The sequence below is a fragment of the Luteibacter sp. genome, from assembly GCF_036499525.1.
In the GTDB taxonomy this organism is placed as follows: Bacteria; Pseudomonadota; Gammaproteobacteria; order Xanthomonadales; family Rhodanobacteraceae; genus Luteibacter.
Window position 1 is genome coordinate 20,663 of the sequence record NZ_DASYDO010000022.1, and the last position, 21,935, is coordinate 42,597.

At 64.1% G+C, this 21,935-nt stretch carries 17 protein-coding genes; 3 read left to right on the plus strand and 14 right to left on the minus strand.

The features are described 5' to 3' along the window. From VGM71_RS04455 to VGM71_RS04475, 5 genes are all read right to left on the minus strand, one after another. Positions 1-2,139: a YjbH domain-containing protein gene (locus VGM71_RS04455; RefSeq protein ID WP_331542613.1), complete on the minus strand. Its 2,139-nt coding sequence runs from the start codon at positions 2,137-2,139 to the stop codon at positions 1-3. After that, on the minus strand, positions 2,139-3,503 hold the full coding sequence (locus tag VGM71_RS04460) for a YjbF family lipoprotein (RefSeq protein ID WP_331542614.1): 1,365 nt from the start codon (positions 3,501-3,503) through the stop codon (positions 2,139-2,141). The genes VGM71_RS04455 and VGM71_RS04460 overlap by 1 nt, the downstream gene beginning before the upstream one ends. Before the next feature lie 38 nt (positions 3,504-3,541). Beyond that, on the minus strand, positions 3,542-4,879 hold the full coding sequence (locus tag VGM71_RS04465; protein ID WP_331542615.1) for a UDP-glucose/GDP-mannose dehydrogenase family protein: 1,338 nt from the start codon (positions 4,877-4,879) through the stop codon (positions 3,542-3,544). A 45-nt stretch (positions 4,880-4,924) separates the two neighbouring features. Then, a complete protein-coding gene (locus tag VGM71_RS04470; RefSeq protein ID WP_331542616.1) occupies positions 4,925-6,040 on the minus strand; it encodes a polysaccharide biosynthesis/export family protein in 1,116 nt (371 codons plus the stop codon). A gap of 131 nt (positions 6,041-6,171) precedes the next feature. After that, entirely contained in the window at positions 6,172-6,321 is a 150-nt protein-coding gene (locus VGM71_RS04475) for a hypothetical protein (RefSeq protein WP_331542617.1), read from the minus strand. 570 nt (positions 6,322-6,891) lie between these two features. Between VGM71_RS04475 and VGM71_RS04480 the strand changes: the two genes are divergently transcribed. The 3 genes from VGM71_RS04480 to VGM71_RS04490 are packed head-to-tail and all read left to right on the plus strand — an operon-like array spanning position 6,892 to position 10,507. Next, positions 6,892-8,304, plus strand: a complete 1,413-nt coding sequence (locus tag VGM71_RS04480) for an undecaprenyl-phosphate glucose phosphotransferase (protein ID WP_331542618.1) — start codon at positions 6,892-6,894, stop codon at positions 8,302-8,304. Between the two features lie 45 nt (positions 8,305-8,349). Beyond that, positions 8,350-9,327 (plus strand): UDP-glucose 4-epimerase GalE, encoded by a 978-nt coding sequence (galE, locus tag VGM71_RS04485; RefSeq protein WP_331542619.1) that lies wholly within the window; start codon positions 8,350-8,352, stop codon positions 9,325-9,327. Position 9,328: 1 nt separating this feature from the next. Further along, positions 9,329-10,507, plus strand: coding sequence for an acyltransferase (locus VGM71_RS04490; RefSeq protein WP_331542620.1), 1,179 nt, complete (start codon positions 9,329-9,331; stop codon positions 10,505-10,507). Between the two features lie 52 nt (positions 10,508-10,559). On the opposite strand, the gene VGM71_RS04495 is transcribed toward VGM71_RS04490, so the two are convergent. Genes VGM71_RS04495 through VGM71_RS04535 form a run of 9 tightly spaced genes read right to left on the minus strand, consistent with a single transcriptional unit; the run spans position 10,560 to position 21,589 of the window. Continuing rightward, positions 10,560-12,011 carry a right-handed parallel beta-helix repeat-containing protein gene (locus VGM71_RS04495; RefSeq protein ID WP_331542621.1) on the minus strand — a complete coding sequence of 484 codons (1,452 nt, stop codon included), beginning with the start codon at positions 12,009-12,011 and terminating at the stop codon, positions 10,560-10,562. A gap of 9 nt (positions 12,012-12,020) precedes the next feature. After that, entirely contained in the window at positions 12,021-12,842 is an 822-nt protein-coding gene (locus VGM71_RS04500) for a glycosyltransferase family 2 protein (protein WP_331542622.1), read from the minus strand. Continuing rightward, positions 12,839-13,321, minus strand: a complete 483-nt coding sequence (locus VGM71_RS04505) for a hypothetical protein (RefSeq protein WP_331542623.1) — start codon at positions 13,319-13,321, stop codon at positions 12,839-12,841. The genes VGM71_RS04500 and VGM71_RS04505 overlap by 4 nt, the downstream gene beginning before the upstream one ends. Continuing rightward, positions 13,314-14,591 (minus strand): O-antigen ligase family protein, encoded by a 1,278-nt coding sequence (locus tag VGM71_RS04510; protein ID WP_331542624.1) that lies wholly within the window; start codon positions 14,589-14,591, stop codon positions 13,314-13,316. Before VGM71_RS04510 ends, VGM71_RS04505 begins: the two co-directional genes overlap by 8 nt. After that, positions 14,588-15,475 carry a glycosyltransferase family 2 protein gene (locus VGM71_RS04515; protein ID WP_331542625.1) on the minus strand — a complete coding sequence of 296 codons (888 nt, stop codon included), beginning with the start codon at positions 15,473-15,475 and terminating at the stop codon, positions 14,588-14,590. The genes VGM71_RS04510 and VGM71_RS04515 overlap by 4 nt, the downstream gene beginning before the upstream one ends. Beyond that, positions 15,475-16,899, minus strand: coding sequence for a lipopolysaccharide biosynthesis protein (locus tag VGM71_RS04520; RefSeq protein WP_331542626.1), 1,425 nt, complete (start codon positions 16,897-16,899; stop codon positions 15,475-15,477). The genes VGM71_RS04515 and VGM71_RS04520 overlap by 1 nt, the downstream gene beginning before the upstream one ends. 12 nt (positions 16,900-16,911) lie before the next feature. Then, positions 16,912-18,144 carry a glycosyltransferase gene (locus VGM71_RS04525; protein WP_331542627.1) on the minus strand — a complete coding sequence of 411 codons (1,233 nt, stop codon included), beginning with the start codon at positions 18,142-18,144 and terminating at the stop codon, positions 16,912-16,914. 3 nt (positions 18,145-18,147) lie between these two features. Continuing rightward, a complete protein-coding gene (gene wcaK, locus VGM71_RS04530) occupies positions 18,148-19,380 on the minus strand; it encodes a colanic acid biosynthesis pyruvyl transferase WcaK (protein ID WP_331542628.1) in 1,233 nt (410 codons plus the stop codon). 19 nt (positions 19,381-19,399) lie between these two features. Continuing rightward, a complete protein-coding gene (locus tag VGM71_RS04535) occupies positions 19,400-21,589 on the minus strand; it encodes a polysaccharide biosynthesis tyrosine autokinase (RefSeq protein WP_331542629.1) in 2,190 nt (729 codons plus the stop codon). Positions 21,590-21,935 lie beyond the last annotated feature (346 nt).

Below are 21,935 nucleotides of genomic sequence, written 5' to 3' on the forward strand. Positions count from 1 at the left end.
CTATTCGCGTATCTTCTCCAGGTTCTTGTCGAACAGGTCGCCATCCAGGTCGTTGGTAAGCGTGTAAAGGGTGTAGCGCTTGTTGAGGCGCGCACCGCCGTCGCGGACCAGCGGCTGCCAGAGCAGGGTGGCGCGACTGCGCGAGGAATGCGGCAGCAGCATATCGAAGGGAATGGACACGTAAATACCCTTGTCGAAGCTGCCTTCGCCGTAGCCGGAGCCACCCGATTTAGTGGTGATCGTGGCATACGCGCCCATGCGCGCGCCGTTATGGAACTCACGCGATACGTCGACCGTGCTGCCCCAGTCGCCGGCCAGGTAACGACCCACGCTCACCGCCACGGTGACGTCGTGGAAACCGGTATTGAAATAGCCGGTGGCCTGGCCGGTGATCACGTGGTAACGGCGTAGCGAGAAGTCCTGGTCGAAGCCACGCTGTTTCACCCAGTTGACGTCCGCGCCCACGGCCCATCGTTCACCGAAGGGGCGATACAGGACTTCTCCGCCGGCACCGGCATACATGCTTTCCAGCATGCCTGCGTAAGCGAGGCCGTAGAGGTCCTGACCAAGGCGATGCGTGCCCGTCAGCTGGAAGTTCGGCAGGGTGATGTCCGAACTAGTGAGATATTGGCGCAGGTTCGTGCGTACGCGGGGCAGGTTGCTCGGGGCGTCGTATTTGAACTTGTCGTAGTTGTTGAAGAGGTTGACGGCCAGTACGCCGTCCAGCCAGAGGTTGCGACTGAAGTTGAGTGTGCCCGACGCCGCGCCATACACCTGGTAGAGGACGAAGGCGTCCGGGCCGCCAAGGTTCTGCTGGTAGCCAAGCGACAGGCCGCCGGTAAAGCGCTTCAGCGGCGCACGGTACAGCACTTCCTCATCGCGCGCCGTCACCGGGTCCTGTTCAACGCTTCGACGGAAGTCCGCCAGGTCGAGGCGATGGTCGAGCAGTTCGATGAAGCGTGGCCGGTGCACGCTGGTTTCCACGGTTGGCAGGCCGTTCCGCTCGCTGGCTACCGTGAGCCACCCTATGCTGTCGTCCACCCGATTGTCGACGATGCGTGTGGCGCGCCCGACACCCTCCGCCGGATAAAAGAAGCGCTGCTGCTCGCCATGCACGACTAGCTCCGAACCGCGCCGGCCGATCCGCGACACGTCGATGCCTGCGTTGTCGTGCAGGTTCTTCGCCACCGCTTGCCAGTCGACCTGCTCCGGCGCCTTCCGTTCTGCCGGCCTGGCATCCGTCTGCGTCGTTTCGACGGCGACCGGTTCCGGCCTGGGATCGAACGACTTCGGTGGGTCGACGTGCGTCGCGAGGTTGCTGTGCAGGTTGAGGCCGGCGGTGACGACGTTGCCGCGTTCGTAGCCCACGGTCAGGTCGACGTTGCGATTGAGGCGAAACACCGCGCCGAGGTTCACGGGCCAGCGTTGCGGCTGGTTGTTGTTCTGCGGCTGGTGCTTGTAGTCGTTGCCGTCCAGTTCGGCCTTCAGCAGCAGCCACTCCCAGGGCGATCGATATTCGATGCCGCCGAAGAAGCCTGGCCGTCCGCGCAGGAACTTGTTGGTGCTGAACTTGCCGGTGCCTGTGCCGCCGGCGGGACGCGTCCTGAAACGGTCGCTGATGACGTTCAGGGGGTTCGCAATATCGCCGCGCGCACCCATGTAGCCCCAGGCCAGGCCCACGCTGAAGTCGAACGGCCCCGCGCGCTTGCTCGTTACAACGTATTCGCTCGAGAACAGGCCCGTACCGCCGATATCGCGGGCGCCGACCGCCACGGCGGGAAGCCAGCGGCTTTCCTGCCAGAGGCGCACCTTGGCGTCGATGGATTTATCCTTATAGGTCTGGCTTCCGCTGAGCGAACGCGGTCCGTAGAGCCGGTTGCTGACATTGGTGTAACGGAACGACCCCTCGAGCCAGGGCAGGGGCTGCATCGATACGTTGTAGTTCGTATAGGGCGTGGTGCGGCTGAGTACGAAGCTGAATTCGCCTTCGCGCGCCATGCGCGCGGTGGGTGTCTGCAGGAGCCCCACGCCGCCAAAGTCGCTCTGTGTGTACATCTCCTGCGCATGGGTGACGGAAGCGCCTCCGGCGAGCAGCGCGAAGGCGGCGCGACAGCAGCCATGCCAGGCGGTCTGCCGCATCAGCCCCCACCGCCTTCGTCGAGTACCTGGGTGGCGAGGAAGCTGGCGACGTCCCGGTTGAAAGTGTCGTCGGCCGCGCCGGCGATGGCATGCCTGTCGAACGGCACGTAGATCCAGGCACCCGGTGCGAGAGGACGCGGCGGGCCGCGGTTCCACAAGGCGGTGCCTTGCTCGAAAACGGCGCCGTCGGGCTGGACGATGTAGATCGTATCCGGATCCGCGGCAGCCGATGCGGTGCAGGCGGAAAGGTAGCGTCGCGCATCCTGCATCGGCACCTGGGGCAAGTGGCAGGCTTTGTCTACCGCGCCCACCACGCGGATGTCCGTAGGACGCCGCGGATAGAGCAGCGTATCGCCTTCGCGGACGGGCCAGTCATCCGCGGGCGTGACTTCGAGTCGGTCGGGGTCCAGCGCCACGCCCGTGCGCCGCCCGGTAATCGGAAGACCCGACAGCCACGTCTCGAACGCCTTGCTCGCACCCGACAGCACGATGTCGTCCGCGCCCAATGCCTTGAGGCGAATCGCGCCCAGTTCGTACACGAGGCCGGCACGCAGGCGCAGTTGCTCGCGTTGCAGGGATGGCTGAACCCACGCGGCGCCGAGCAGGTAGGCATCCGGATCGACTTGCCTGGCCGCGACAGCGGACAGGCGGGTGCCGCCCGGGTAGGCACCCGCTTCCCGTTTCCCTGCGGCGGCCTCGGGCACGGTGTCGCGATACGGCTGCAATTGGATCAGTTCGAGCGGCAGGCCCGGAGCGATGTATTGCCGGCTTTTCCAGATGAAGCCATCGGCTGGATCGACCCAGTAGCGGTTGGTCATGCTCACGCCGAGCGATGGCACGGACAGGTGCTCGTCGATACGGCGCAGGCGATGCACCGTGCCGAGGATGTCCACGTCTTCGATCGCCCTCGGTTCCAGCCGGGCCTTCAGCTCGACGCCATAGCGATAGCCCGGCGACCAGTCGGCCCGCCGCGTGTAATCGAGGGGAGCGGTAAGGCGCTGCAAGCCGTCGTGGAACGGATTGACGGCGGGAAAGGTCGAACCGTCCAGGTTCTGCGGCAGGCCGATGGTCTTGATCACGAGCCCATCTCGCGTCACCACCGCATCGTGTCCGGTGCCGTACCAGCCCAGTTCACCGTTCCCGACGCGGGAAAGGATCAGGATGGCTTCGCCGTCGGGACCGTTGACCTGCAGCTGGAAGTAGGGCGTTGCCGCCACCGATTCCGCCGTGGGATGCACGGTTTCCCGCCGCATCGCAAGGCGCACGGACTCGAGGCTGCCGCGCGATACCGAAGAGCATGCGCTCAACGCGGCCAGCACCAGCCCCAGGCTGCCGAGGAGGAGGGGCCGTCGGGGCGGACGCATGGAAGGTATCTCGCGACGGGCCACGATCGCCTGTGCTCTCAGCGCTGCAGGGATCGGCCGCGTCCGATGCCGTAATAAGCGATGCCTGCATCCTCGACGGCGCGCGGATCGTAAAGGTTACGACCGTCGAAGATGGCCGGGCTTGCCAGCCCGGCCTTGATCCGTGCGAAGTCGGGGCTGCGGAAGGTTTTCCATTCCGTGACCAGGGCCAGCACGTCGGCACCCTCCAGGGTGTCGTACGCATCGTCGCAAAGCACGAGGTCGTCACGCTTGCCGTAGATGCGCCGGGTTTCCGCGCGGGCTTCGGGATCGTATGCGCGCACGCGCGCGCCGGCCACCCACAGCGCTTCCATCAGCTTGCGGCTGGGGGCTTCGCGCATGTCGTCGGTGTTCGGCTTGAACGCCAGGCCCCACAAGGCGACGGTCTTCCCCGTGAGGTCGCCGTCGAAGTAACGGGAGATCTGGCTATAGAGCCGGGTCTTCTGGTCGGCATTGACGGCCTCGACCATCGCGAGCAGCCGTGCGTCGTAATCATGTCCACGTGCGATCCGCTCCAGGGCCTGCACGTCCTTCGGAAAACAGGAGCCGCCATAACCCACGCCGGGGTAGATGAAGTGGTAACCGATGCGTGGATCGGCGCCGATGCCCTGACGTACCAGCTCCACGTCCGCTCCCACGCGCTCGGCGATATTGGCGATCTCGTTCATGAAACTGATCTTGGTCGCGAGCATCGCGTTCGCGGCGTACTTGGTCAGCTCCGCCGAGCGCTCGTCCATCACCACCATGCGTTCGTGGTTGCGGTTGAACGGTGCATAGAGTTTGCGCAGGCGCGCCACGGCCCGATCGCTGGACGAACCCACCACGATGCGGTCCGGACGCAGGCAATCTTCCACCGCGTCGCCTTCCTTCAGGAATTCTGGATTCGACACCACGTCGAAATCGGCGGCGGCACCGCGTGTAACCAGCACGTCGTTCACGGCCTGGCGTACGCGATCGGCCGTGCCGACAGGCACCGTGGACTTGTTGACGATCACCGCGTAGCCATCGAGGTGCTCGCCGATGGTGCGCGCCACGCCCAGCACGTACTTCATGTCGGCGCTGCCGTCTTCGTCGGGCGGCGTGCCCACGGCGATGAAGATGAGATCGCCATGTGCGATCGCTGGCCCGGGATCCGTGGTGAAGTCCAGCCGTCCTGAGGCGTGGTTGCGCTTGACGATAGGCTCGAGCCCCGGCTCGAAGATGGGAACGATGCCGTGACGGAGGCCTTCGATCTTCGCCTCGTCCACGTCCACGCAAACCACGTGATTGCCCATCTCCGCGAGGCAGGCACCGGTAACCAGACCCACGTAGCCGGTGCCGAAAATGGTGACCTTCATTTGTGTCGCCTGTACAGTTTCAGAGGGTGAGTGGAGTGACTGCGCTCAGAGCTGGCTGTCGCGATCCAGGTTGTATTGGGCGTTGGCCGCGTTGCTGATCAGCCCCGAAAGAGGCAACAGCTGGCTGATGAAGCGGTTCCAGCGCGTGATGCCGGCGGCCCCGACGAAGACGACATCCCCTGGCTTGACGGAAAACTGCGCGGCCACGGCGAACGCCGAAGGCGACGTGCCGTCGAGCTGGTAGATCGTGGCCGGAGCCTTCTCGAAATCTTCCACGCCGCGGATCACGTAAACCGACTTGCCGCGCGCGCTGGTCTGGTTGAGGCCGCCCGCTCGCCCGAGCGCCTGGGTTAGGGTGAGATCGCTGGTCTTGAACGCGATGGCCTGGGGCCGGAGCACCTCGCCGATCACATAGGCTTCGTGGCGGTCGTTATAGGGCAGATAGATGCTGTCGCCACCCTTCAGGTAGATTTCCTGACCGCCTTCGCGTGAGCGCGAGAGGGCATCGAGGTCGAGGTGGTATTCGTGGTTGTCGCGGCGCAGGACCACGTCCGACAAATCCGCCAGTTGCGCGTTGACGCCGGCGGAGCCGATGGCCTGGCTCAACGTCAGAGGCGTGATGGTGATGTCTTGCGGGTCCGTTTTCACGAAGGCCCCGCTCAAGGTTACCTTCTGGCTGGCGAAATTGACGACGCTGATGTCGACCTGCGGTTTCTCGATGTACTTCGTGAGCCGGTCGGTGATCGCCGTGCGCAGTTCTTCCACCGTGAGGCCGGCTGCGTGCAGCAGGCCCACATAGGGATAGAACAGCGTGCCGTCGGGACGCACCAGGCGCCCGTTGGCAGCGGTCTGCTGCTGCGAACCGGCCGGCGAGGTGAGTTCGGGGTGTTCCCACACCGTGATGTAGAGCGAATCGCCGGCACCGATGCGATAGGAGTCCGGTTTATACGCCGTAAGGGCCGGATCGACGCCTGCCACGCTTGCACTGGCACGATCCATTGCGATCAGCTTCGGCGTGATGGGAACCAGCTGGTAACGGCTGCCCGCCGCGCTCTCCTTGTCGTTCAGCTCGCCGGTTTTCATGTGCTGGCCGGGTGCCAGGATGCATGCCTGGAGTAGCAGACAGCACCCGGCCAGACCGAGGGTCGGCAGGAACTTCATTGGGAAATAAATCCTTCGCGTGGCGCCGTGTGGAGGAGGATGTCGATGCCATTAAACCGATCGAACATTAACCGCTCGGGAACATGAACGATATAACGGACATCTAGACGTCCAGACGCCTGACAGGCGGCTCAGTGCGTTCCCCCCGTGCCGCCGGTACCACCCGTGCCACCGGTGCCGCCGGTCCCACCCGTGCCACCGGTTCCATCGTTGCCGGTGCCGCTGGCATCGTTGGCGGTGGCGCCCGATGCCGCAGCCATCGCCGCCGTGCCCGGACCCATGCGAGCGGGCGAAATGGCGCCCTTGGCGGCCTGGTGAGCCTGATTCGGCGTAGCGACCTGCGGCTTGCGGGTAGCGTTTTGCGCGCCGTCGGACGCGTTCGCAGCATTGGCGGGTCGTTGGCTCTGGGCCCATAGTGGAGCAACCACGGCGAGAAGAACGCACGCAACAAATAGACGTCTCACATTATTTCTCCGAGTGAAGAGGATGATGCACGCATCACATTCATGAACATGCTTTTGTTCGCGCAATGCGTCGTTCATTCACACCCAACTATGTTCCACGGTCAAGGCAGCACGCTGAACGCACGCTGCAGGCGATTGTTTTTGTGACACCACTCCCAAATTTTCAGTTAACCAATTGCGCGATGTTTTCCCTGCGGTGCAGCATGAGCCGTCGTACTGGATAAGTACGACATTTCTTAAAGAGCATTCCCTGTGCTGGGAACGCGAATAGAAACGTGTCGGAATGGGTCCCGTCGTTGCGGTGGGGTGCCCGTTCCTACAGTGGGGACACGTACCTGGGCATCCCGGCAACCCCGGCGCCTCTCGCTTCGGCAGAAGGTACTTGTCATGCAGTTGTCCAAATTCAATGCGTTGCTGGATCTCGAGCTCCGGGTAAGCGATCCGCTCTGCGCGATAGCCGCCGGCTATCTCGCTTACTTCGTCCGCTTCGACACGCTGCGAATGAGCAGCCTCTATGCGGTGGCGTTGGTCATCCTCTTGCTCACGACGCTTGCCGCGTCGGTCTTCTTCAAGGCGTATGAACAGCCACTTGGACAACGCTCTTTCGAGCAATACTGCTGCATCGCAGCATCATGGGCGACGGGCTTCGCCGCCCTTATCGCACTGGGTTACCTGCTTAAAGTCAGCGAGTTGTACTCGCGTGCCTGGGTGATGCTCACCTTCTTCCTGGGCCTTGCACTCATGGCATCCGTGCGACAGGTAGCGGTGGCCGCGCTGTGGTACCTGCGTCGCCGCGGCGTGGGCATGCGTCGGTGCCTCTTGATCGGTGCGACCGAATCCGGCTTGCACATGGTGGAGCAGGTGAAGGCGAACCCAGGGCTAGGCCTGACGATCACCGCTTACGTTTCGACGACGTACGACCATGGTGTTCCCGACGGCGTTCCGTCTGCCGGATCGTTGTTGCATATCGACGAGATCCTCGACGGCGGCGAATGGGACGAAGTGCTCGTGGCGCTTCCGGTGAGCGCGCATCGCGCCATCGGCTATGCGCTCGACCGGATGGAAGCGCGGGTGATGACGGTGAAGTTCGTGCCGGACATGCTGGGGCGGCAGTTGATCAACCACCGCATGGAAGATTGCGGTGGCGTACCCATGGTCACCTTGCGCGACAGCCCATTGCTGGGTCACGCATGGATCCTCAAGGTGGTCGAAGATCGCGTGATCGCAGCCGGCATCCTGCTCATGATCAGCCCGCTGATGCTTGCGCTGGCGGTCGGCGTGAGACTTTCCAGCCCTGGCCCCGTGCTCTACCGGCAGCGCCGCGTGGGGCTGGATGGAAAGGAATTCGAGATGCTGAAGTTCCGCTCCATGCCCGTGGACATGGAGAAGAACAAGGCCGTTCAGTGGGGCAACGCCCAGGCGAAGACCACCACGCGCTTCGGCCGGTTCATCCGCCAGACCAGCCTCGACGAACTGCCGCAGTTCATCAATGTGCTGCGTGGCGACATGTCGATCGTCGGGCCACGCCCGGAACGGCCGATGTTCGTCGAGAAGTTCAAGGGGGAGATCGCCGGCTACATGCACAAGCACCTGGTAAAGGCGGGCATCACCGGATGGGCGCAGATTAACGGGTGGCGGGGCGACACGGATCTCGTCAAGCGCATCGAATGCGATCTTTACTACATCAATCACTGGTCGCTGGCGTTCGACCTGCGCATCATCTTCCTCACGATCTTCAAGGGCTTCGTGCACAGCGAAGCGCCCGCGGTGGTCGCTCCGGTAAGGGAGGTGCGTGGTTAAGAAGCGAGCTCGGCACCTGTATTCACTCTCCTGGCGGGGTATCGATTGAAGTTCCTGATCTGTGGCGGTGCGGGGTACGTGGGTTCGCACATGGTGCGTTACCTTGTCGAGAGCCAGCACGAGGTGATCGTCTACGACGACCTGTCGACGGGGCATCGCGAGGCGGCCGGCGACGATGTTACGTTCGTACATGGCGACATCGGCGACGCGGCGAGGTTGTGGCGCCTGTTTGCGACACACAAGTTCGATGCGGTGATGCACTTCTGCGCTCGCTCACTGGTGGGAGAGTCCGTCGTGGATCCCTACCAGTACTATCGCAACAACGTGGGCAATACCCTCGTACTGCTGGCGGCGATGCGCGAGGCGGACATCCGGCGGCTCGTTTTCTCATCCACGGCAGCGGTCTTCGGTAACCCCCGTAGCGATACCATCGACGAAACCCATCCCACCGATCCGATCAACCCCTATGGCCAGAGCAAGCTGATGGTCGAGCGTGTCCTGCAGGACGCCTACCGGGCTTATGGCTTGCGCTCGGTGGCACTGCGGTACTTCAATGCCGCCGGCGCTGATCCCTCCGGGGCGATCGGCGAATCGCACCACCCGGAGACGCATCTCATACCGAACCTGTTGCGGGCGGTGCTCGGAAACGGGCCCGGGCTCAAGGTGTTCGGCGACGACTACGAGACGCGCGATGGAACGTGCGTGCGCGACTACGTCCACGTGAACGACCTCGCCTCGGCGCACCTGCTGGCGGTCGAGTTCCTGGAGAAAAATGAGGGAGCGTTCACGTTCAACCTAGGCAATGGCGAGGGCTTCAGTGTTCATGAAGTCATAGCGGCCGCCCAGCGCGTCACGGGGCGCCCCGTCCCCCATGCGATCGCCGAACGCCGGCCGGGCGATCCCCCCACGCTCGTGGCGTCCAGCCTGCAGGCACGCGAGAGGTTGGGCTGGCAGCCGCGGATCGGTGCGCTCGACGATATCCTCGACAGCGCCTGGCGCTGGCACCTGCAGCCGCGCTTCTGAGATGCAGGCCGCGCCGAAGGTCCAGCTCGATTTCGTGGATGCCCTGCGCGGCATCGCGATTATCGGCGTGCTCATCAGTCACGCGCAGCGAAACGTCGAGATCTACCAGGCGATGGGGCGCGAAGCGCTTATGTCGCCCTGGCTGAGCCGCTACGCCGCGCAGGGCGCGCGTGGCGTGCAGCTGTTCTTCGTGGTCAGCGCACTGACCCTCTTCCTCTCCGCCCGGAAGCGTTCCGCCGAAGCCACGCCTTGGCTGAATTTCTATCTGCGCCGGTTCTTCCGCATCGCCCCGATGTTCTACCTGGCGTTCGCGGTGTACTGTCTGGCACCGGCGGTGCTGAAAGGGCACGACGTCCCGCCGCCGGGGACGGTGCTGGGAACGCTTAGCTTCACCAACGGGTGGAACCCCACCTGGTTGCTGGGTGCGAACGATGTCGTGCCCGGTGGCTGGTCCATCGGCGTGGAGATGTCGTTCTATATCGTCTTTCCTCTCGTGTTCCTGGCCCTGCACAACTTCCCTCGCACGCTTGCGGCGCTGGTGTTGCTCCTTGTCGTGGATGTCGTGACGTGGACGCCGTTGCTCGGGCATCCGCCTATCGCCGACGCGCAACTGTGGCAGCGGTTCGTCTTTATCTGGCTGCCCAACCAGCTGCCGATCTTCCTCTTTGGCATCGGTGCCTACTTCGTGCTTTTTGAACAGGCGGGACGGCTCACATCCTTCTTCAGGAATGGCGACCGTCTCCATAATGGCTGCTGGTTCATGTTGGCGGTGGCTATCCTGATGATCGCGCCGCAATGGATCGATGACCCGAGGGCAGTCTTCCTGTATGGCGCCGCCTTCGCCATCCTTGCACTGTCCCTGTACCGGCAGTCCTACCGCTGGCTGGTGAATGCGCCGCTGCGGCATATCGGAAAAATCAGCTTCAGCGGCTACCTTACGCATTTCGCCATGCTGCAGGTGGCGCGGAAGGTGCTGGGGAAGCTGCACGCGGATACCCATCTGTCTCCGGATATTTACTTCCTCGCCACGGTGCTGCTGGCACTGGGTGGAACCGTGCTGGTGTCGACCGTGACCTACCGTTTCGTGGAGGTACCAGGCCAGGCGCTTGGCAAGCGCATCATCCTGGCCCTCGAAGCGCGCAGGGCCTCGCCTGCGTCAGCCGGCTCCGTATCGCAGTAGGGCGGTTCCATGGGGAGCCGGATAGGTGCCTGCCGCGGCAGCGGGCAAGTGATTACGCCAGTCGCGCGATACGCTCCATGGCGTCGTCTACGGGTTTGCCGTTGGCGAAGCACGCCTTCACCAGTGCATTCACTTCCGCCAGTGAGGGCCGGCGTGTCCGGAAGCGGTCGAGCATCTGTTTGTTCTCCGCGAAATGGTTCTCGCCGAGTCGCGTCTGCGTTGCCAGCTTCATGTCGATACCGGGCGAGCCGGGGGCCACCACGATGTTGTCGTGGATCGCCGTGCTGCTGGGTACGCCTTTCCAGCTCGTCGCCTTGAAGACGGTGACCTGGGAACCCGCATCGGGCTTCTCGGGAATGATGATGATGTTGTTGTATATCTGACTGCCATCCACCGGGCCGGAAATGCGCAATGAGGCGCTTCCGCTCTTGCGCAGGGCGTCGTTGATACTGACGTTGTAGCGCACGATGGTGCCGCTGTTGCCGATGCCTTGCGCGTCCCGGCCGTCGTTGCAGACAAGGGCCATGCCGCCCACGTTGTCGTGGCTGTAGTTGTACTGGATGATCGTGCCCCGACAATGGAAATCCGCGTCGTAAGCTTGCCCGTCGGCCGGAGCCTTGTGCCCGCTGACCTCGTTGTACTGGATCAGCGTGTTGTCGCAGTCGAACGGCCACATGCCCGCGGCGGCCTCGCCGCGCGGCAGGTTCCCGCATTGGCTTACCGTATTACGCTCCACAAGGGCGCCGTCGCAGCCTTTGACCAGGATGCAATCGCCGGGAACGCCGCTGATGCGGTTGCCGCGCACCACCACGCCGGTAGCCAGGCCACCGGCTCGGGCACCGGCGCGAAGGAAGAGGATGCCGTCGCGCTGGCAGCGTTCGATCGTGTTGTCCGCGATGGTGAGACCGTCATGGCGCGTGGGACGGCCCTTGCCCTTGGTTTCGACCAGGATGGCGCTGCCCCCGCCGTCCTTCTTTACCGGCGAGCCGTTGACGTCATGGATGTGCAGCCCTTGCAACACCATGCCATGGACGACGCCGGCATCTTCATGCAGCAGATGCAGCGCCGTGCGCCGCGGCGCGGCCTGTGCGCCATGGTTGGAGATCGCCAGGTTGCGCACGTTCCAATATTCGACATTCCGCAGCAGCACCGTGGAGGCGGCGGCGCCATCCCCGTGCAGGTGAGGTAGGGCGCCCTCGCCATAGGCGTCCACCACCACCGGTGCGCCCGCGCGGCCGGAGCCTTTGGGTTCGAACACGCCCCGGTAATCGCCGCCCCGCTTGAAGAAGATGCGATCCCCAGGACCGAACCGTGCCCGGTTAAGCCTGCCCAGGCTTCGCCACGCTTGCGCGACGCTGCTTCCGTCGTGACCGTCGTCACCGGCGGCACTGTCCACGTAGTAGCGCTTGCCGCTGTCGGTAGCTGCGGCAACGGCATACAGGGGCAGGGTGGCGGTCACGGCCAGCGTGCAGGCAGTCCGCTTGAGGAAAGCGCGACGGTCCATGACGCCCCCTCAGCGCCGCTCGCTGAGCGAGTAGCGATACACGCCGCCGTGCTTCCTCAGCATATAGGCGAAGCCGGCGAGATGCTTGATGGTCAGCTTCGAGAACTTGCGCGTGCGCCGCTTGTAGTCGTGGATCACGGAGATCTTCCGGCTGTAGTAATTGCGCAGGCCCATCTTTCGCGTGCGCACGCAGAACTCGGCGTCCTCGGGACCGAAGAAGATGCGGTCGTCGTAGCCCATCAGGAGCGCGGCCACCTCCTTGGTGAAGGTCTGGTTGGCGCCGAGCACATAATCCACTTCCAGCGGATCGCTGCCTTCGTCGAAGCGTGTGTCCAGCATCAGGTGCCGTTCCAATTCGCGGCGCACGAACCCCAACCTGCGGCTCAACGGCACGCGCGCCGCGATCGGCTGGTAGAAGCGGGGGAAGCGCCGCGTCGAGTCCTGCCGGCTGCGATCGATGTTGAGCAGTTCGAAGCCCACCACGCCCGCGTCCGGGTGCGCCTGGAAAAACTCGTCCACGATGCTGCCGGGATCGTTCGTGAGGAAAATGGTGTCGTTGTCCAGGGTCATGCAGTACTTGCCGCGGGCCAGGAACAGGCCACGGTTCCGCGCCGGTCCGACGCCGAAATTCCGCTCCAGCGGGAAGTAGCGAACTTGCGGCAGTGTGGCGACGAATTCGGCACTGCCATCGACGGACCCGTTGTCCACGACGATCACCTCGTCGCGGTCGAAGTCCACCTTGTCCATCAGGGAGCGCAGGCAGCGCTCGAGGTTCCCTAATTCATTCCAGGTGATGATGACAATGGACAATCTCACGGCGGCCTCGCTCATGACGCTGCTCCAACAGGGATCGTGGTTAGGGAGGAGGGGGTGATGACGGCATTGGCCTTCACCACGAAGTTGTCGGGAATGACCACGGGTCCGAAGATGCATGCGCCGGTGCCGATGGTGACGTTGTCGCCGATGACCGGCGTACCGTCGCCCGGCCAGCGGTTGCCGATGCACACGCGCGCATAGAGCGTGCAGTTCGCGCCGATCGTCGTCTTGCCGTTCACGATGACGCCGAAGGCATGGTAGATCACGAGACCGGGGCCGATGGTCGTCGTGGTCGGCAGGTAGCACTTGAAGACGAACTCGGCCACTTTCTCCAGCACGCGCAGCGGCGTGTGCAGGCGGCTGCCACGAGCCGTGGCGATGACGCGGTAGCACAGGATCACCCAGAACGACTGGTCCAGCATCCACCACAGCATGCCGCGGTAACCCGGCAGGGATGTGTAGCGGCGCACGTCCGCGCGGAAATCGTCAAGCATGACCAGCTTCCTCCTGTAGGAGCGGGCCTGCCCGCGACATCGTTTCGCGAGACGTCACAGGCCCTGTTACCCCGGGTCGAAAAGATGTCGCGGGCAGGCCCGCTCCTACAGGGCGTGGTTTGCTCGATTCCTCGCGCAGCCGGACGCGCATGTCGTTACGCGCGTAGAACATGCCTACGAAGAACCAGAAGTAGGCTTCGTATCCGCTGAATTCGATAAAGGCCAGCATCAGGTAGCACAGCAGGAAGGCCTTGATGTTGCGCTGCTGTCCTTCGGCCGGACGGAACAGGATGTGTCCGACCATCGCCAGGAACAGCAGCAGCGACTGAACGCCACCCTCGAGGAGGAACTGCAGGTAGATGTCGTGGACGTTGTTCTCCACGAAGGTCAGGCCGGAAATCTGTTCCATCAGCGGAACGCCGTTACCCACCCCGTACCCGAACAAATTCTGTTCCAGTGCCTGCGTGGCGCTGTTCCACAAGGCCAGGCGCCCGACGTTCTTGTGTTCGAGCCGGGTCTCGGCCTGGAGGTTGAAGCGGTCCAGCACGGGAATATCCACCACCGACGACAGCACGAGCCCGCCGACGAGCACGATCATGGCGATGCCGAGGAAGGTATAGAGGTAGTACGAGCGCGTCTTCCTCGCCCGATAGGCGGCAATCCCGATGGATACCGCCGCGCCCACCAGGCCGGCACGTGAAAGCATCATGGCGCTGGTGAGAAAGGCGATGCCCGCGGCGATCGGGTAGGCGCGGGTGCCAAGGAGAAGAATGGACAAGAGCGCCAGCAGGCTGGCCTCGATATTGCGGCCGCCGGTGGACATGTAGAGCACGCCCGACGCACCCTCGCTGCGCGCATAGACGGCACCCAGCTGGCCCGCGTATACAACGTCGCGGAGAAGGATGAACACGATGCAGCAGCCGAGTATCCACACGAAGATACGGCGCAGGTCCAGGTCGGGCAGCTTTCGCCCGAACACCACGCCGAGGAAGTACGCTGCCGCCACGAACACGATCAGCGTGGAGCGCATGCCGCCCCCGTATACCGCCGCCGCACCTGCCGAGGTCAGGGCCATCGTGGCGATGAACGCGGTGGCGGGATTGAATTTCAGGTAGCGCAGGGCCGGGACATAGATCACGGGCATGAGCAGGAGGAGGATGTGGTAGACGTTCACGTGCGACTTGCTGGCCGCGCTGTGGGTCAGGGGAACCTGCACGAACAGCATCGCCATGAGGACGACCGCGGCGGCCCGTGTCTTGTTGATCTTCATCCGATCGCCACACCGAAGAACTTATGCAGCAACAGCTTGATAGTGGATTTGTAACCGCCTAGCGACACATTGCGCACGATCTCGCCCAGCGGTGGCCGCTCCCGGTTCATCACGTACTGGATGTTGCGATGGTTGCGCCGCTGGTCGGCGTTCATCAGCCGCTCGTGCTTGGCGATGAAGCGCTCGCTACCCTCGGCGCGCTTGCTCGAATTACGGATCCGGGCACGCGAGCGGTCGTCGTCCACGAAGGAAAGCAGTGCTCGCGCGCGCACGGCGGGGCCAAAGCGGTCGACCAGCCGTATCCACGTGTCGTAGTCCTGCCAGGAAGGCATGGCCTCGTCGAAGCCACCGAGCTCGCGCATGCGCGACAGCTCGGTGAGCACCTGGTTGCCGGCGAGGTTCGCGTACAGCAGCTCCCGGAGGTCGAGCGGATCGGCCCTGGCCAGTTCCGCCTCGGCGTGGAGCCGGTCCCGCAATGAGGTCACCTGGGAAACGGACTGGAAGTAGCGGAAACGGCTGCATGCGAACGAGGGCCGATGGCGTCGATACAGGTTGACGAGGCACTCGATTCGTTGCGGGTGGAAGAAGTCGTCGTCGTCGAGCCCCGTGACATAGGTGCCGGACGCATGTTCGATACAACGGTTGCGGGCACGGCAGGCGCCCTGCGGCGTCTCGTTGCGCAGGCAAACGAACTTGCCCGGATAGCAGCGCGCGTACCAGGCCAGGACCTCCGGTGTCTCGTCCGTCGATGCCTCGTCGCAGACGAGGATCTCGATCCTGGGCCAGGTCTGCTCAAGTACCGAATCCAGGGCACGCCGCAGCAGCGCCGAACGATTCCGGGTGGGTATGTACACGCTGACCAGAGGTGCGGTCGTATCGTTCATCAGGCACTCACCGGTTGCTCGAAGCGATGGAGCCACATGTCGCGGGTGCGCCAGGCCACCCATAGCAGCGGCGGCGTCACGAGGACGAAGCGGACCACGCTGGCCTTCCAGTCCTCGCCGGGATAGAGCGCCACCGCCAGCATGAGGAAGCCGTAGGGCACAAAGCTCTCCACGATCCAGGAACTGAAAAATTCCCGCGCGGTGATGCGGATGATCTTGGAGGAGAACAGGTAGTACGACAGCACGGTCGCCAGCACCTGGCTCACCGCCAGCGCCATCGCCATCACTTCGAGCGAGCCGGAATACGCGCCGATCACCGTCACCAGCAGAGTGACGCTGAAGATCCTCAGGTTCCAGCCGAACTCGATGTCGGAACGGCCTAGGCTCTGGCTGAGCGCGCCGATCAGCGAGCCCAGCGGCCGCAGCATGCCGAAGAGCAGCATCAGCGGGATCAGGTGCGATACACCCGCGTAGCGCTGGCCGTAAAGGATCGTCACCGCGGCGGGTGCGAACACCGCCAGCATGATGAACACGCCCGCGGCGGCCACCGACACGGCGCGCAGGCCCGTGAGGTACAGATCGCGAAGCGCCGCCGGGTCGTCCTGTCGCGTTGCCAGCCTGGGCAAGGCCAGACGCTGCACCACGGGCATGATCAGCTTCGTTGGCTGCAGCACCAGCTCTTTCGCGAGTGAGTAGACACCCAGCGCGGCGAGACCGAGGAACTTGCCGAGGATGATCTGATCCGCCTGGCTGCGGAGCTGGTTGATCACCTGCGATCCGAGCTGGAACGCGCCATAGCGCAACGCCTGGCGCACGATGAGGCGGTCGTACGCCCGGCCCGGGTGCCAGTCGGGTTCGGCCACCGTCAGGAAGCACACCAGCCGCACCAGGCTGTTGACGATCATCGCGTAGACCGCGGCCTCGATGGAGGCACCGAAGACGAGCACGAGCATCAGCAGGGTGGCGAGGCCGCAAAGCCGCCCGCTGACTTCGACACGCGCCAGTTCGGGCAGGCGGAAGGATTTGATCAGGCTGGCCTGGTACTGCGCGGCGAGTCCCAGCAGCACGAAGTTCGCGGTGGACAGGCGGAGCAGGTCTCCGAGCGCCTCTGAACCATAGAAGTCGGCGATAGGGTAGGAGACGATGAACAGTACGAATGCGGAACACAGCCCTAGCCCGGTGCTGATCATGAACAGCGAAGTGCGTTCGGAGCGGGTGATGTCCTGCCTGTGTACGAGGTAACTGCTGAGGCCCATGTCCTGCAGCATCGTGGCGATCGCATTGACGACGTTCACGATGGCGAGCGCGCCTAGCAGGTGCGCATCGACATGGTGGGCGAGTACCGCGATCTGCAACAGCTGGCTGGCGGCACTGACTGACGTGGACCCGGCGGTCCAGAGGGCATCGCGTCTTGCGGACGACATGGCGCGGGTCTCCTAGGCCAACCGGGCGGCGAGCTGGTCGTGCAACCGGCTCTGGTTGAAGTGGGTTTCAACGGTATGGCGCGCATACCGGGCGATGGCGGGAAGGTCGTGGTCGCCGCGCTGGATGCTGGCCAGGGTGTCGGCCAGCGCATCGACGTCGCGCTCGGGCACCAGCCACCCCGAGCGGCCGTCCTCGATCAATTCGGGTATGCCGCTGTGCACGGTGGACAGGCAGGGCACGCCGCTCGCCATCGCTTCCATCAGCGATACAGGAATACCTTCCTGGTCGCCATCCACCGCGGTGACGCTGGGCAGCGCGAACACGTCTGAGCGCGCGAGCGCCGCCTGCACATACGCCTTGTCGCGGCGGCCGCGGATGAAGATCCGTTCGCCCAGGGCCTTCGCCGCGACGAAGCGCTCGAGGTCGCCTTGCAGCGGGCCGTCGCCGATCACCTCGAGCTCGACGGGTACACGACGCCACGCCAGCTGCGCCACGGCATCGCAGAGATAGGTCACGCCCTTCTTCTCGACCAGCCTGGCCACGCAGAGGACGCGCAGGGGGCGCGTCTGCGTCGGCACCCTGTCCTCCGGCGGGGCGAAGCGGAAGCTGTCGAGATCGACGCCCATGCGGTGCACCTGGATCTTTTCCGGGGCACAGCCGAGCGTCATGAGCTTCCTGCTCCAGAGCGCGCTGATGGGAAGCATGTGGTCGCCGTTGTCGAACAGGCGCCGGTAATCGTGGACATGCCGCTCGAGCACGCTGTGCTGGGACAGGTCGTAACCGTGGAAGACCGTATACAGGGGGCCTTCGAGCAGGCCCAACGCCCGCAGGTGCTCGGCGAGCACGCCGGTGGGGCCGAAGTGGGCGATGATCGCCCGCGCCTTGAGTGGCTCGCGCAGGCGCCGGGCCGCGCCAGCAAGCACCAGACTTTTCGCGGCATGGCCGTAACGCCGGACCGAGAGCGCGCGGCGTACGCGCGAAAGGGGCAGGCCGGGCAGCACGTCGCGCAGACGTCGCAGCGCGACCTGCCAGCTGGCCGATGCGCTGGCGGCCTGGGGAAAGATGAAGGTGGCGCGGTCCATCAGGCCGCGCACGGCCACGATGTCGCCGGGCGTCGGCGCCGCGCCGCGGCTGACGGCAAGGATGCGCACGTCGAAGCCGCGGTCGAGCAGACCCACGATCTGGTCGATGACGAAGGTCTCCGAATACCTGGGGAACTCGGGAAGGACGAAGAGGACCGACATGGTTCAGGGTCCTATGGCGAGCGTGGCGAGCAGGGATTCGCGCGCGAAGGCTTTCTCGCGGGCCACGGCGGACGCGACGCGCGCGCGCAGGCCGGAATCGTCGAGCAGGGCGAGCACCTTGTCGCGCAGCGTGCCGTCGAGCAGGGAATGCACCGGCATAGCAAGGTCGTCCACGCCGAGCCTTTTCATGATGCCTTCGGACTTGTGCTCGTAGTTGAGCGCTACGGAGGGGGTACCGAAGTTCATCGAGATGATCGCGCTGTGGAGACGGGTGCCGATGGTGAGGACGCAGGCACCAAGGCGCCGGCCGAGCTGCACATCGTTGAGCTCATCCATTTCGACGTCGAACGATTCCGGACGGCGCAGGCGTGCGCGCACCTTCAGTGCGATCATGCGATCGTCCTTGGGGTAACCGTCGATGGCCGTGCAGGTGGAAAACGCGCGGACGTGGAAGCCGGCTTCGATCACCGCATCCAGCAGTTCGGCGAAGGCTCCTTCGTACTGCGCCTGGGTCACGCCCAGGCGCTTGTCGAAGGGGGCGAGTTCGCGGAAGGTCACGGCGACCGTGGGCTTCGCGGTATCGACTTCCCCGGGATCCCCGGGATGCACGAGCCACGCCGTGTCCGACGTCCAGCGCAGCCTGTCCTGCGGAATGGCGGCATCCTGCATATGCCGCGCGCTGACTTCCTCGCGCAAAGCCAGTGCGTCGACACGTGCCATCACATCCTGCGAGACCTTGCGGAAGAAGGTGTGCTGGAACGGGCCGACACTGTGGCCGATCATGTAGATGGGGCGACCGGCGAGCAAGGCGCAACTGGCCTGGTCGTATTGCGTGGCGCCATAGAGGTCCACGAAGAACGAACCGCCCACCTGGATCACCATGTCATATGCCGCCAGCGAGGCGATGTACTGGCGATGGAGTCGTGGAAGGGGAGCCCAGCGGGCCCACCATCGTCGTCGCAGGTGCCCATGGAGCAGTCGCGGAACAAGCCTGCGCAACACCGTCGAGCGCAGCGCGCCGAAGCGCTTCCTGCGGGCATCCAGGTAGTAGCGGTTCAATGTGTCGGGCAGCAGGGGGCGGCCCAGCAGGTATTCGGAGCTCACCGGAAAGCGGCTGGTGACGTCGATCCGGCTGCCCGGAAGCGCGTCCTCCAGGCATTCGAGCAGGCCGCGGAGGATGGCGCAGTCGCCGCGGTTTCCGCAGGTGTGGTTTCCGACGATCAGGATGCGCGTCATGGTCTTCGCTTCATGCGGTTCAGGCCGGGTCGGCCTTGTACTTGTAGTAGGCGTACGTGGAGTAACCGGACGTGCGGTGTTCGACGGCGTTGAAGATCGCGCCCTTCAGTTCCACGCCGTTGTGTTCGAAACGTTGTTTCGCCAGGGCCAGCTCACGTACCTTGTTCAGTCCGAAGCGAGCCACGAGAAGGCTCGTGCCAGCGTGGTGACCGATCACCGCGGCATCCGTCACGGCGAGGATCGGCGGCGTATCGATGATGATCAGGTCGTAAGACGGCACCACGGCGGCGATGAACCGGCTGAAGTTCTCGTGCATCAGCAGTTCGGAAGGATTGGGTGGCACCCGCCCGCGGCTCACGAAGGACACGTTCGGAATCGGACCCGACTGCACCACGTCGGCTAATTCCGCTCCGCCCACGAGCAGGTCCGACAGTCCTAGCCTGGGCTTGATCCCCAGCACCTGGTGCAACGTGCCGCGGCGCATGTCGCCATCCACGAGCAACACGCGCTGGCCCGCCTGCGCGATCACCGCCGCCAGGTTGGCCGAGACGAAGGTCTTGCCCGCGAACGGGCTGGAGCCCGTGATCATGAGGATGTTGTTCTTTGCCTCGAGCCGGGCGAAATGCAGGCTGGTGCGCAGGCTGCGGATGGCTTCGATCGCGAGATCGGACGGAGAGCCGATCGCCAGCAAGGGGCCGCGGCCAGGTTTGCCGTGGCGGTTCTTCGGCGCGCGGACGCCGGGTCCCGAACCCAGCGGAACCGATGCATACACCGGGAGGCCAAGGTCTTCGATGGCCGCCGGGTCTTCGATACCGCGATTGAGAACCTGCTTGAGGAACACGAAGGCCAGCGCGAGGAAGCCGCCGAGGAAGGTTGCCACGATGACAACCAGGGCCTTGCGCGGCTGCACCGGCTGGGTCTTGTCCACCGCCGCCGTGTCCACGATCCGGACGTTGCCCACCGTGCCCGCGCGGGCGATGTCCAGCTGCTGTGCCTGGTTGAGCAGGCTGGTGTACGTGGTGCTGCTGACCTGGACATCGCGATTGAGCTTGAGAAGCTGCTGCTGGGTGTCCGGCAGATCGCCCACCTCTTTCTGCATCTTGTCCTTCTGCGCCTGGAGCTGGCCCATCTGCTGCTGCAGCGCCTTGTACGCTGGATGGTCGTGGGTGAACCGGCGTTCGATGTCCGCTTCCTGGAGGTGCAGCTGCTGGATGCTGTTTTCCACCGCCACGATCTGGTCGAGCAGGCCCTTGGTCTGCATGCTGAGATCGATTGAGTGCGCCTTCGTCTGGAAGTCGTTCATGGCCGCCTGGGCCCTGTCCAGTTCCTGGCGCACCTTGGGTAGTTGGTCCTTCACGAACTGCAGCTGGCTGGCGGCCTCCGCTGAATTGCGCTCCACGTTCTGGCGTACATAGGCCGACGTGATGTGCGCGAGCACCTGCTGTGCCAGGTCGGGATCGGCGTTGTTATAGGTGAGCCCGATGATGCCCGAGTCGTTGCCTTGCTCCAGGGCCATCACGTCGCCCTGCAATTTGCCGATGGTGCTGAGGCTCGGCTGCACCACCACGTCGAAGCGGGTGCCGGGGTTGGCGATGAGCTGCTTCACCTGCATGGTCGCGCCGGCCCCATGCACCAACTGGCCTGCCGACCCTTCGAGGATGCGCTTGTCGTTGTTGTCGTACAGGGCGTACCTGTTGCCGTCTTCCGCGCGAAGTTCGAGCTTCTTTCCCATCAATGTGTCGGGCAGGTCGAGCCTGAAGATGTCCACGACCTCGCCGCCCCAGCCGTAGCGGCTGAGCCCGAAGCGGGGCGGGGCGAGTTGACCCGGCTTATGGCCTCGCGAGAGATAGTCGCCGAACAGCGGCAGGCGCTGCGGTTGCACCTGCACGTCGAGATGCAGGTCCTTTACCGCCGTGCCCACGACGAGGCGGGAAGTTATCAGCGCGATCTCGGTGGTGGCTTGCGACGCGGTCGTCCCCAGCGACTGGGTGAGATCGCTCAGCCCTGGAAGGCTCGGCGTTTTCTGCTCCACCTGCACGACAGCCGTCGCCTGGTAGATGGGCGTGGCAAGCATCGTATAGAGCACGCCGGCCACGAAGAACATGCCGGTGATGGCCACGATGAGCCACTTATGGTCGAGCAACGTACCGAACAACGCGTTGAGATCGATAGTGTCGTCGTCATGAACCAGATCAATCTTAGTCGTCATGCGGCTGCGTCTTTCCCGAATCTGAATGGACGTCCAGACGTTTATAACGCTGTTATTCTGAATGGGCCGGGAAGCCTTGGTCGATGCAAGTAACTGGTTTCATGGTATTTTTACGCAACAACATACCGCGCTGCCCATGGGGACAAGGCGTCTTTCGCACCTGCCTGGTGCGTTACTGGGGTCATGAGGCGGACGCTCTTCGGCAGGCGATTGACGTTCCGCCCGTGCCGACGCCGTTCGTGTGTAACACGATGTCCTTCGCCAGTACCGATCCCCTGTTGCATGGGGAATAGGGATCGATGCACTGCTTCAGCATAGATGGCACTCCACGTGCCTTAAAGCGAGG